This is a genomic window from Gordonia sp. NPDC003504, assembly GCF_053587995.1.
Genome location: NZ_JBSFPC010000003.1, coordinates 237,961 through 249,654, shown reverse-complemented (window position 1 = coordinate 249,654; position 11,694 = coordinate 237,961). Strand labels below are relative to the sequence as shown.

11 protein-coding genes are annotated in these 11,694 nt (G+C 65.8%); 4 read left to right on the top strand and 7 right to left on the bottom strand.

What is annotated here, in order from left to right:
- Window positions 1-2: 2 nt before the first annotated feature.
- Window positions 3-764, top strand: coding sequence for a decaprenylphospho-beta-D-erythro-pentofuranosid-2-ulose 2-reductase (locus tag ACWDPV_RS08700; protein ID WP_449742602.1), 762 nt, complete (start codon window positions 3-5; stop codon window positions 762-764).
- 19 nt (window positions 765-783) lie between these two features.
- Here ACWDPV_RS08700 and ACWDPV_RS08695 read toward each other — a convergent pair whose 3' ends face one another.
- On the bottom strand, window positions 784-1,413 hold the full coding sequence (locus ACWDPV_RS08695) for a hypothetical protein (protein WP_449742601.1): 630 nt from the start codon (window positions 1,411-1,413) through the stop codon (window positions 784-786).
- Between the two features lie 113 nt (window positions 1,414-1,526).
- On the opposite strand from ACWDPV_RS08695, the gene ACWDPV_RS08690 reads away from it, so the two are divergent.
- Together ACWDPV_RS08690 and ACWDPV_RS08685 are read left to right on the top strand one after the other, a co-directional pair.
- Window positions 1,527-3,485 (top strand): galactan 5-O-arabinofuranosyltransferase, encoded by a 1,959-nt coding sequence (locus ACWDPV_RS08690; protein ID WP_449742600.1) that lies wholly within the window; start codon window positions 1,527-1,529, stop codon window positions 3,483-3,485.
- Window positions 3,486-3,495: 10 nt separating this feature from the next.
- Window positions 3,496-4,254 carry an MBL fold metallo-hydrolase gene (locus ACWDPV_RS08685; protein ID WP_449742599.1) on the top strand — a complete coding sequence of 253 codons (759 nt, stop codon included), beginning with the start codon at window positions 3,496-3,498 and terminating at the stop codon, window positions 4,252-4,254.
- A 440-nt stretch (window positions 4,255-4,694) separates the two neighbouring features.
- On the opposite strand, the gene ACWDPV_RS08680 is transcribed toward ACWDPV_RS08685, so the two are convergent.
- The 6 genes from ACWDPV_RS08680 to aroQ all read right to left on the bottom strand — a co-directional run bounded on the left by ACWDPV_RS08680 (window position 4,695) and on the right by aroQ (window position 8,131).
- On the bottom strand, window positions 4,695-5,018 hold the full coding sequence (locus ACWDPV_RS08680) for an ArsR/SmtB family transcription factor (protein ID WP_449742598.1): 324 nt from the start codon (window positions 5,016-5,018) through the stop codon (window positions 4,695-4,697).
- Window positions 5,011-5,463, bottom strand: coding sequence for an SRPBCC domain-containing protein (locus tag ACWDPV_RS08675; protein ID WP_449742597.1), 453 nt, complete (start codon window positions 5,461-5,463; stop codon window positions 5,011-5,013). The genes ACWDPV_RS08680 and ACWDPV_RS08675 overlap by 8 nt, the downstream gene beginning before the upstream one ends.
- Before the next feature lie 114 nt (window positions 5,464-5,577).
- Entirely contained in the window at window positions 5,578-6,426 is an 849-nt protein-coding gene (locus tag ACWDPV_RS08670) for an RCC1 domain-containing protein (protein WP_449742596.1), read from the bottom strand.
- Between the two features lie 54 nt (window positions 6,427-6,480).
- Window positions 6,481-6,666, bottom strand: coding sequence for a hypothetical protein (locus ACWDPV_RS08665; RefSeq protein WP_449742595.1), 186 nt, complete (start codon window positions 6,664-6,666; stop codon window positions 6,481-6,483).
- Window positions 6,645-7,589 carry a serine/threonine-protein kinase gene (locus ACWDPV_RS08660; RefSeq protein ID WP_449742594.1) on the bottom strand — a complete coding sequence of 315 codons (945 nt, stop codon included), beginning with the start codon at window positions 7,587-7,589 and terminating at the stop codon, window positions 6,645-6,647. Before ACWDPV_RS08660 ends, ACWDPV_RS08665 begins: the two co-directional genes overlap by 22 nt.
- A gap of 77 nt (window positions 7,590-7,666) precedes the next feature.
- The gene (gene aroQ, locus ACWDPV_RS08655; RefSeq protein ID WP_449742593.1) at window positions 7,667-8,131 is read right to left on the bottom strand and encodes a type II 3-dehydroquinate dehydratase; all 465 of its coding nucleotides are present in this window, start codon (window positions 8,129-8,131) and stop codon (window positions 7,667-7,669) included.
- A gap of 57 nt (window positions 8,132-8,188) precedes the next feature.
- On the opposite strand from aroQ, the gene ACWDPV_RS08650 reads away from it, so the two are divergent.
- Window positions 8,189-11,515 carry an arabinosyltransferase domain-containing protein gene (locus ACWDPV_RS08650; protein ID WP_449742592.1) on the top strand — a complete coding sequence of 1,109 codons (3,327 nt, stop codon included), beginning with the start codon at window positions 8,189-8,191 and terminating at the stop codon, window positions 11,513-11,515.
- Window positions 11,516-11,694: the final 179 nt, after the last annotated feature.

Here is an 11,694-nt window from a genome sequence, read left to right as displayed (position 1 = left end):
CCTTGTTCAACGCCGTAGGCGCCCCACAGTCCATCCTCATCCTCGGCGGCAGCTCCGAGATCGGCCTGGCCATCGCGAGTGAGTTCCTCACCCGCGGTCCGGCGCGGGTCGTGCTCGCCGTCGTCCCCGGCGACCCGACCGCTGAGGCTGCCGTCGCCACCATGAAAACCGCCGGTGCCACCGAGGTCGAACTGATCGACTTCGACGCCCTCGCCCCCGACACGCACGCCGCCGTCATCGACAAGGCGTTCGCCGGTGGCGACATCGACCTCGCCATCGTCGCCGCCGGTGTGCAGTTCGACGACGAGGCCGTCTGGCAGGACCAGAAAAAAGCCGTCACCGAGGTCACGATCAACTACACCGCCGCCGTCAGCGTCGGCGTGCTCCTCGGCGAGAAGTTCCGCGCCCAGGGACACGGGCAGATCGTCGCGATGAGTTCGGTTGCCGGAGAACGTGTTCGGCGCTCCAACTTCCTCTACGGATCGTCCAAGGCGGGCCTGGACGGGTTCTACCTCGGCCTCGGCGAAGCCCTGGCACCCGAGGGTATCGGCGTGCTGGTGGTCCGGCCGGGCCAGGTGCGCACCCGACTGTCGGCGAATGTCGCCGAGGCCCCGCTGACCGTCAACAAGGACGATGTCGCACGCGCGGTCGCCAAGTCGGTCGACGCCGGCAAGGAGATCGTGTGGGTCCCCGGAACGTTCCGCTTCATCATGATGGTGCTGCGTCACGTCCCGCGGAAGGTGTTCCGCAAGCTGCCGGTCTAGTCTCGTCGGATCGGATCGGTCACGCCCCACAATCGGGTGAGGGCGCTTCGACCATGCACCAGGTGAGCGGACCGCCGGTGTCTCCGAGCCCATCGGTGAGCAGGACCGTCGTGTTCGACGAATCGCCGGACAGGCGGGCGGTGAACGTCTGTCCGGTGTGCAATCCGACGCCGGTGCCCGACCGGTCGATCTGCGTGGTCAGGGTGCCGACGATGTGGGTGTCGGAGTCGGTATCGCTACGTTCCCAGGTGAAGTTCCACTTCTCGACGTCGATCGCGGACGCCCCCATCAGCAGCGTTCCGGTGAGCGTGGTGTTGTCGATGTCCAGGGACGAGTCGTGGCGTTGCCCGTGACCGGCGAATGCCGAGATGCCGGTCCCATGACCGGCCGGGAGCGTCTGGGTCGTCTGCGGCGTGCTCTGCGGTGCGGGGTCAGCGGGTAGGGTCCCGGTCGCATGGACAGTGGACGTGACGGTGGCGGAGGTGACAGTGCTGGCCGCGACGGTGCTGGTCGCGACGGTCGGCGCGGCCGCAGAGGTCATGATGGTCGACGTCGGATCATTGGGCGAACTGAGCGCCCCACATCCGGCAAGTAGCAGCGCGGTGGCCAGCGAAGCCGGGGCTCCGACGACGGTGAAGCGAGTCCTCATGAGCGTCCTTCCAGGTGGTTGACGGCCCCCAGCAACTACTTCGCTCCCCTAACGACCCTCATTACCGCCGTCCCCTCCGCGAATGACGGACCCGTCTTGCTACAACTGACTGCGTGACTGCGCAGACCCGAGAGCGGCGACAGATCAGACCACACCTCTCCGATCTCGCGGATCTCGTCATCGCCGTCGTGATCGGCGCTGTGGTCGCATTCATCGGCCTCAAGGTCATCGACGCCGTGCAATGGCCGGCGTTCAACTCCTCCAACGTGACACGTGCCCTGACCACGGTTGGTCAGGTGATCGCGGTGATCGTGCTGGTCGGGGCCGCGCTGCTGTATCGGTACGGCCGGTCCCGATGGCTGACCACCGTGGCATCGACGGCAGGGGTGGCCGGACTGGTCACCGTGACGCTCGGCATGCCGCTGGGTGCGACCCGGCTCTATCTGTTCGGGTTGTCGGCGGATCAGCAGTTCCGCACCGAGTACCTGACTCGGATGACGTCGAGTCCACACCTGGCCGACATGACCTACGTCGATCTGCCGCCCTACTATCCGGCCGGCTGGTTCTGGTGGGGTGGACGGTTTGCCGCAGCGCAGGGAATGCCCGGCTGGGAGGCGTACAAACCGTGGGCGATCCTGACGATCGCGGTGGCCGCATCCGTCGGCGTCGTGTTGTGGAACCGGATGGTCGGCGCGGATCGCGGAGCGGCGATCGCGCTCGCCGTCACCGTCGTCACGCTGATGGAGGCCTCCCCCGAGCCCTACGCCGCGGTGCTGATCCTCATCGGTGTGCCGATGCTGATCCCGATCATGTACGGACTGCGGGGCCGCAGTCGGATGGCGGACGGACCGACCGGATCACTGAGGACAGGTACCAGCTGGCCTGCGGTGGGTGCGGGCGGGCTGTTCCTCGGGCTGTGCGCGACGTTCTACACGCTGTATGCCGGGGTGGTTGCCGGCGTCGCCGTGTTGATGGCGCTGGTACTGATCGGCATCGGCTGGGTGCGGGCGGGCAACAAGGCCGTGCCGTCGACGGACGTGTCGGTGCTGCGACGCCGGGTGATCGTCGCGGTGGGCGGCCGCCTGATTGCGATGGGAGTGGTGTCGGGGATTGTCGCCTTGCTCGTGTGGACCCCGTATCTCATGGCGCGCCTGCGCAGTGAGCCGTCCAGCGGAGGTACCGCCGAACACTATCTGCCCGGACGTGGCGCGGTTCTCCCGCTGCCGATGTTCCATCTCACCATCGTCGGAGTGATCACCATGATCGGGCTCATCTGGGTGCTGCTGCGGTTCCGCGAGCGGACCATCGCACTCGCGCTGGGTGTGACGGTCGTCGGGATCTACCTGTTCTGCCTGTTGTCGATGATCCGCACCGCCACCGGGTCCACGCTGCTCTCCTTCCGGCTCGAGCCGGTTCTGGTGGCCGTGCTGGCGGCTGCCGGAGTGCTCGGTGTCGCCGAGTTGTCGCGGTGGGCTGTCGGCAGGTTCGGCGACATCCGGACGTTGATCGGGGTGGTCGCCGCCGCCACGGCGATCGCTGCGGCACAAGGTATTCCGGAGTACTTGTCGGGTGAGATCACCACCGCCTACACCGACACCGACGGCTACGGCGTTCGCGCCGACCAGCGCCCGGCCGGTGCCGAGTCCTTCTTCCCGGAGATCGACCGGAAGATCACCGCGCAGACCGGCCGTCCGGCCACCGACAATGTGGTTCTCACGGCCGATTACGGATTCCTCTCGGTGTACCCGTACTGGGGTTTTCAGGGACTGACGTCGCACTACGCGAATCCGTTGGCGCAGTTCGACAAGAGGGCCGCGACCATCGCGAAGTGGGCGCAGGCGTCCACGCCTGACGAGATGATCGATCTACTCGACCATGCCGAGTGGCCGGCGCCCAATGTGTTCCTGTTCCGGTACTCCGCAGATGGATATGCGCTCCGGTTGGCCCAGGATGTCTATCCGAACGACCCGAATGTGAAGCGCTACACCGTCACCTTCGATCCGAAGGCCTTCGATGATCCTCGTTTCGAGGTCACCGAGATCGGGCCGTTCGTGCTGGTGGTTCGCAGGTGACACCGAGGAGATGATCATGCCGGCCGAGAAGTTCGCCCTCAGTCATGTCGACGGCGCGTCGTCACGAGCCTGGTTCGTCGGCACCCAAGCCGTCAATTGGGTTGTCATCCAGGATGAGTCCGGACTGACCCTGATCGACGCCGGCTACCCCGGACAGGCCGACCTGGTGGTCGAGTCGATTTCCCGGATCGGTGCCCACCCGGAGGACATTCGTGGTGCGTTGCTCACCCATGCGCACGTCGACCATATCGGCGGGATGGCGAAAATCGTGCAACGGTATGGGTTTCCGGTGTTCGTCGATCCCGCCGAGGTGGGCCACGCACATCGCGATTACCTCCAGCAGGCATCGCCGCTCGACATCGCATCGGTGGCGTACCAGCCGCGGGTATGGCGGTGGCTGGCCGAAGTCATGCCGCTGGGGGTGTTGAGCCGCAAGGGAATCGACTCGGTCCAAGCCTTCCCGGAGGCGATCGATCTGCCCGGATCGCCCGTTCCTGTACCCTCACACGGCCACACCGACGGCCACAGCGCCTATCTCGTCGCCGACGGGGCCGTGCTGGTGTCCGGCGACGCGCTGGTCAGCGACCATCCGATCTCCGGAATTCATGGCTGCCAATGCATTCCGGATGTCTTCCAGCATGACGTCGCAGCAGCCCGCCGCAGCGTCGAGGCGTTCACGACGTTGGACGCCTCGGTACTGTTCCCCGGACACGGGCCACGAGTCGACGGTTCGGTGGCAGTAATGGCACGAGAAGCGTTGGCGCGGTGAATCTATCGATCGTGGAGCATCTGGCTCTCGCGTATGGGTGAGTGCTGGCTGCGGAGCTTCACAAGATTGATGCGGTCCCGGACGGGTAAGCGTTGAGCCGTGTGTTCGGATGGCCTGTTCAGGCGATCTGTTCGGGTGGCCCTGGTCAGGTGATCGGTTCGGATAGTTGGCTTTCGGTCGATTGATCTCGCGTCCATGAGTTGGTCTCGGTAGGCCCACATCCCACTGACAGCGCCCGCCCTCTCGCTGACAGCGCTCACCACGCCGTTGACAGCGCCGGCCCCGCCAATGACAGCGCTCACCACCTCGATGACGGCGCTCGCCTTTCATTGACTGCGAACCCGTCTCGACTCGACCTCGGCGGAGCTCAAACACTGGGCCAACGTCTGGTCGATCGGCGGAAGTTCGCATTGCACACCACCGACCGAGCGAACCTCTGTTCAGACATCACCTTCGGCGAGATCCTTGATACGCGCGAGTCGTCGCTCCCACCCGCCGGCGATTCGGTCGAGCTGGCGGGCAACGTCTGATAGACGTGAACCGAGTGCCTCGTAACGGATCTCGCGTCCCACCTTCGTCGATTCGACCAGTCCGACATCGGTGAGTATCCGTAGATGCTTCGCGATCGCCTGACGAGTGATGGGCAATCGACCCGCCAGCGCCGACGCCGATGCCGGTTGCCGGCCGAGCTCCACCAACACTTGCCAACGACTGTCGTCGGCCAGCGCCGCGAAGACGTCGACCGGCGATGACCCCTCAGGCATGCGAATTCGATTCGGTGAGGGCGTTTTTGGCTAGGTCGAGCTCCAGGCGCCAACCCTCGCTGTGATCGTCGAAGCGCGATCGGCGATCGGTCTCGGGTTCGTCAAGAGAGGAGAAGCCACTCTCGGCAACCTTGAGTTCCACTCCGTCGTCGACCTGGGTCAGCCAGAACTCCACGAGAGTCGCTGCACTGTCCGGATTCTCGGCGTCGATCAGCCAGCGGAAGGCAGCGTACCGAGGCTCATCGAGTTCGACGATCCGCATCGCGAACGATCCGTGCGTTGGATCGTGGACGATGGTGACGTCGCCGCGCGTCTCGATTCGGTGCTCGGTGAGCGCCCGATCGTTGATGTACCAACCTGGTTCGCTGACAAGTGCCCACACGCGGTCAATGGGGGCGCTGATGGTGACGTGGTGCTCGATGCGGTCGAAATCGATGGTGACCATGGTGGCTCCTGAGTTGGGTTTCTAATGCAACCCCAAGGTTGCACTAGATCGTCATCAAATGCAACCGTCGGGTTGCAAACAATGGTGAAGACATCAGGAGTCGATGGGAGCCGGTCACTTCCCTGGAGGCTTGAGAAGGCCCATGCAGAACAAGTCGCCACTGCGGATCGCACACATGCTGCGGAACGGAACCGTCACCTGTGAGGCGCCGTCGAACCCGTCGATCTTCACCGGCCGTGGGCTGTCGCCGTCCAACGCACCATCAGGGTCGATCACGTAGTCATAATTGCTCCCCCAGCAGGACACCTCGTGCTCGGCGGAGATCCCGCAGATGAGAGGGCCGGTACTGTGGTCGCCGACAGCGATGTCCACGTATCCGTGCAACCCTGGAACGGGTGTCGGTTTCGGCACGCCCGCATACCGGCCGTCATCGCCCAAGAGGTTGCCCCAACACTCCGGAGTGCCGTTCTGCAGGACGCAGAACGCTCCACCGCCGCCGCTGATCTTGGTGATCGGCGCACCTCCGTTGGAATCGACGACGGGACGGGGCGTGGGCACCACCGAGTCTTCCACGCTGCCGTTACCGAGGCGACCGTCGGCATTGTTGCCCCAGTAGGGGATACCGTCACTCAGTGCGCAGTATGCAGAGCCTGAGATCGCGACATCGGTGACGTGACCGAGTCCCGGGACCTTCGTCGGCACGGACACGTACTCCGCGTGACCGCCCACGCCCAAAGAACCGTCCTCGTTGTAGCCCCAGCAATAGACATCCCCTTGACGAAGGGCGCATCCGGTCGACGCTCCGACAATCTTCGTCACATTGTCGATGCCCGCCAGCCTGGTGGGTGTGGCGACCGGCGGCGTGTAGTCGGCCGATCCGTACTCGCCCCAGCAATACACCTGGCCTCCGGCAACCGCACACCCCGCCTGGCTGTCGAAGCTGACGTCGGTGACGTCGTGCAACGAGCCGAACGGGGAAGGGTCTGACTCGGCGAAGAAGTCGATGTAGGTGGCCGATCACTCCTTGTTCGACCAGCAGAAGAGCTCGCCACCGTCCACACCACACGCGGTTCCCATGAATCCGTCCACCGCCGTCCACCGCGATCCGGCCGACGGGTTGGCAATCTGACGGGGATCCGGGTTCGTTCCGCCGCGCACAACCACGACGGCGACGATCGCCATCACCGCAAGCAGTGCCACCACGCCAACCGGGATGGCCACAACCACTTCCGCCGCGACGAGGACCGAGCCGGCGGAACCGGCGAGACCACGGGTGACACCGGTACATGCGGCGCCGGGACGGCTTTGGACAACGACACACTGCGCTGCGCAGCCGGATCAGACACCGCCAGTGCGCCTTTCAACGCGCCGGCAAACTCACCACACGACACGAACCGCGCCCGCGGATCCTTCGCCAACGCACGCGCCAGCACCGCATCGACCGCCGGATCACCCACCGACGGCACCGGCGCCGACAACTGCGCCATCATCAGTCCCGCCGAAGTCGGCGCCTCAAACGGGAGTCGTCCAGTAAGACAAGCGAACACCAGCACCGCCAACGAATACTGATCCGACGCCGGCGACGGCATCCCACCCTGCAACAGTTCCGGCGCCGCGAACGACAACGCCTCCGGACCCGAATCAGCGCCGGCAACACCGAAGTCGGTCACCACCACCCGAGCGATGGCACCGTCCTCGCCGCGTGTCACGATCACATTCGACGGCGTCACCGCCCGATGCAGAACACCTTGGGCGTGCGCAGCATCCAACGCCGCGGCCACATCGCCGACAACCCGCGACAGTTCGGCCGGTGACAGTCCGCCGGCGTGGGCCAGGTCCGGCCCGTCGACGAACTCCGTCGCACACCACGGCACCCCACCGGACGCGAGATCACCTTCCACCCCGAACCGGGAGATCGTCGCAATGCTCGGATGCGACAGCTCCGACACCGTCCGCATCGAAGCGATGAACTGCTCGGGCGCAGGCCCACCACGATCGGGCTCGATCACATGCAGCGCGACCCGAGATCCGTCCTCCAGATACTCGGCCTCATACATCGTCCCGGTGCGGCCCGACCCCAACGTGCGCACCACCCGGTAACCGGCGAATTCCTCGTCGGGCTGCATGACCGTCTCCCTCGATCTAGTACGGTTCGCAGCAGAATACCGACGCCAGTGCGAACGGGAAGAACCGCGTCAGCTCGTCAACCGACCAACTCGACCAATCGTCGAATGGCGAACTCATAGCCCCGGATGCCGTAGCCGACGACGATGCCGGCCGCGATCGGCGACACATACGAGTGATGCCGGAACGCCTCACGCTTGTGCACATTGCTGATGTGCACCTCCATCACCGGAACCTCGGGAATGACGAGTGCGTCGGCCAGGGCGACGGAGGTGTGCGTCCAGCCGGCCGGGTTGATCACGATGCCGGACACGTTCCCACGCGCCTCGTGAATCCAGTCGATCATCTCGCCCTCGTGATTGGTCTGCGCGGCACGCAGTCCGTAGCCGAGTTCCGCGGCGGTTCGTTCGGCCAGGTCGACGACGTCGGCGAGCGTGTCGGCACCGTAGATCTCGGGCTGCCGCAAGCCGAGCGTGTTCAGGTTCGGGCCGTTGAGCAGCAGGATCGGCAAGCGTGTGGCGTCGGGAGCGGCATCGGTCGACATGACGGTCAGCGTACCGGCGGCGAAATGCGTCGCGTGATGCAACTACGATCACTCTTTGTGCCAGCAGCGTCGACGGTAAGGCGAGCCAGACTCCTCGCCATCATCACCGGACTGCTCGGGGTGTTCCTCGCTCTGGCGACTCCCCTGATGCCGGTCAAGCAGACCACCGCGGAGATCTCGTGGCCGCAGCACGGCGAGATCACCTCGGTGACCGCGCCGCTGGTCAGCTACGTACCCATCGACCTGGATGTGAGCGTCCCGTGCTCGGCGGTCGACGACCTGAAGCCCGGCGAGTCGGTGCTCCTGTCGACCACTCCCAAGGGCGCGGAGAAGGCACCCGAACGCGGCCTCTTCATCCGCACGACCGGCCCGGCCGGCGGCGGGCAGACCGTCGAGGTGGTCAACCGCAACGTGCCGCTGGTCTCGGCCACGCTCGATCAGATCCGGGCACAGGACTGTCGCGAGATCGTCGTACACGCCGATCACGACGAGGTGACCGCCGAATTCGTCGGCATGACCAACGACAAGGGCCAATCGCTCACCGGCACGACCGCCGACCGCGAGCTCTATACCTCCGACCAGCGACCGCAGGTCACCGGCCTGTTCACCGACCTGTCCGGCGCGGCGTCGGCCGTTCCCGGGCTGACGGCCCACGTCACCATCGACTCGCGGTACACGTCGACGCCGACGATCCTCAAGTGGCTCGTCCTCATCGTCGGCATCATCTGCACGTTGCTGGCGCTGTCGGCGCTGGCGGTGCTCGATTCGACCGACGGCCGCAAGCACCGACGGATCTTCCCGGCCCACTGGTGGCGCCTGAATGCCCGTGACTACGTGGTCATCGGCGCGCTGATCGTGTGGCACTTCATCGGACCCAACACCTCCGACGACGGCTATCTGCTCACCATGTCGCGGGTCGCGCAGAACAGCGAGTACACCGCGAACTACTTCCGGTGGTTCGGCGCGCCGGAAGCGCCGTTCGGGTGGTATTACCAGGTCTTCGGTCTGCTCAGCCACGTCTCCGTGGCGAGCCCCTGGATGCGTCTTCCGGCTCTGCTCTGCGGCATCGGCTCGTGGCTGATCATCAGCCATGAGGTGCTGCCACGCCTCGGTCGCGCTGCGATCGTCCGCCCCGGGGTGGGGTGGACGGCCGCGTTCGTGTTCCTGGCTTCCTGGTTCCCGTTCAACAACGGGCTGCGCCCCGAACCGATCATCTGCCTCGGCGCGCTGCTGACGTGGTGCTCGGTGGAACGTTCCATCGCCACCGGACGGCTCCTCCCCGCCGCGCTCGCGTGTCTGTTCGGCGCGTTCAGCCTCGCGGCCGGGCCGACCGGATTGCTTGCTGTCGCCGCATTGATCGCCGGGGCGCGGCCCATGATCCTGGCGTTGATCAGACGCGCCCGGGCCATCGGTGGCGGCTGGCGGGCCTACCTGGCATTGCTCGCACCGATCGGCGCGGCCGGAACGTTCGTGGTCTTCGTCGTCTTCTCCAACCTGACGCTGCGCTCCTTCCTCGAGGGTTCGAGCATGAAATCGGCGCTCGGTCCCTCGCTGCACTGGTACAACGAGATCGATCGCTACTCGTCACTGTTCGCGTTCTCCGCCGACGGCTCCATCGCCCGGCGCTTCGCGGTGCTCGCGATGATCCTCGGAATGGTGGTCTCGGCCGCCGTGCTGATCCGCAAGTCCCGCATCCCCGGAACCGCGCTCGGACCGTCACGGCGCATCGTCGGAATCACGTTCGCGTCGTTGGTGTTCCTGATGTTCACCCCGACCAAGTGGACCCACCACTTCGGCGTATTCGCCGGTCTGGCAGCAGCTTTGGCGGCCATCGCCGCCATTGCCGCCAGCCAGAGCGCCATGCATTCGCGGCGCAACCGCACCCTGTACGCGGCGCTGGTGTTCTTCATCGTCGGTCTGGCGTTCACCGGCCCCAACTCCTACTACTACTCGTCGGCCTGGGGTATGCCGTGGGGCGTCGACCAGGTCACCATCGTGGTGCGCATCGGTACCGCCATGCTGGCAGTTTCACTGGTGTTGTTGTTGCTGGCGTTGTGGTTTCACTTCCGGGAGCCGTTCACCGGCACCGACCCGGAGGCCGCCGAGGAAGCACACTGGACCGAGCGACCACATCCCTGGTATCGCCGTCTCTGGCATTCGCTGGCCGGGGCTCCACTGGCGTGGGTGGCCGCGGTGGTGGTGGCCTTCGAACTGATCACCGCCGCCTTCGCCGGTATCCACCAGGCCGAGTCGTATTCGGTGCCGCGTTCCAACCTCGAGGCCCTGACCGGCAAACAGTGCGGCATGGCCGACAAGATCTGGATCGAGCAGAACCCGAGCGATTACCAACTCACCCCGGTTGATTCGACGCTGCGCGATCCGCTCGCCGGACCCACGACACAACCCGCGGATTCGACCCGGCAGGCGACCACCGGATTCACCCCCGACGGTACGCACGATGACCTCAACGCCAATGCCCCGGCCGGATCGCTCGGCGTCCTCGCCGGCGACGCGGCCGCAGACCCGGATGTGTTGATCGCCAACGCCGGTGGCACCGGCGGCGGTGAGGAGGCCACTCCCGGCGTCAACGGCAGCCACGCGTCGTTGCCGTTCGAGCTCGACCGTTCGAAAACCCCTGTGCTCGGCAGCTATTCGGATACCGACCAGACCACGGCGCGACTCACCTCCGGCTGGTATCGGATGCCGACCGACTACAAGTCGTTGCCCCTGGTGACGTTCTCGGTGGCCGGGATGTTCGACTATCCGCAGAATCTGCAGCTCGAGTACACCACCGATCCGATCGGCAACGACACCCGGGACGCAGACCTCACTGCCGCGGGCGCGAAGGACATGATCGACCCGGGGCCGCGTCCGTCGTGGCGCAACGTGCGACTACCCACCAGCGACCTGCCCGACGGGGTAACCGCGGTGCGCATCGTCGCCACCGACGACAACCTGTCCCAGGACCGCTACATCATGGTCACCCCGCCGCGGCTACCGAAGATGCAGACCCTGCAAGAGGTTGTCGGAAGCAGCGATCCGGTGCACGTCGACTGGACCTCCGGCCTGGTCTTCCCCTGCCAGCGTCCCTTCACCCATCACGACGGCGTCGCCGAAATCCCCCGGTGGCGCATCGAACCCGGCGCCGACCTGTCGGCCGCGGTGTCGGCCTGGCAGGACAGCTTCGGTGGCGGACCCCTGGGGTGGGAGCAGGTCCTCCTCGACCCGACCGCCGTCGGCACCTACCTGCAGGGCGACGTCGGACGGGACTGGGGGTCGCTGGAACGTCTTGTCCCGTACGACGATGTGACCACCAACGCGGACATCACCACCGGAACACAGACCCGCAGCGGGTTGTGGAGTCCGGCGCCGATTCGGTACTGACAGCGCTCTCAGTTCCGCTGACAGCGCCCTGACCGTCGTTGACAGCGCCCGGCTCTCCGCTGACAGCGCTCTGAAGTACGTTGACAGCGCCCGGCTCTCCGCTGACAGCGCTTGGAGTTCCGCTGCCGGCGCCAGGAAAGCGCTGTCATTGCCTGGGAAAGCGCTGTCAGTGTGAGAGA

Bases quoted from the DNA above. Each gene is read 5' to 3' on its own strand.
- ACWDPV_RS08660 (WP_449742594.1), bottom strand. From the start codon at position 7,589: ATGCAGCCCGACGAGGAATTCGCCGGTTACCGGGTGGTGCGCACGTTG.
- ACWDPV_RS08680 (WP_449742598.1), bottom strand. From the start codon at position 5,018: ATGCCTGAGGGGTCATCGCCGGTCGACGTCTTCGCGGCGCTGGCCGAC.
- ACWDPV_RS08695 (WP_449742601.1), bottom strand. From the start codon at position 1,413: ATGAGGACTCGCTTCACCGTCGTCGGAGCCCCGGCTTCGCTGGCCACC.
- aroQ (WP_449742593.1), bottom strand. From the start codon at position 8,131: ATGTCGACCGATGCCGCTCCCGACGCCACACGCTTGCCGATCCTGCTG.
- ACWDPV_RS08685 (WP_449742599.1), top strand. From the start codon at position 3,496: ATGATCATGCCGGCCGAGAAGTTCGCCCTCAGTCATGTCGACGGCGCG.
- ACWDPV_RS08675 (WP_449742597.1), bottom strand. From the start codon at position 5,463: ATGGTCACCATCGATTTCGACCGCATCGAGCACCACGTCACCATCAGC.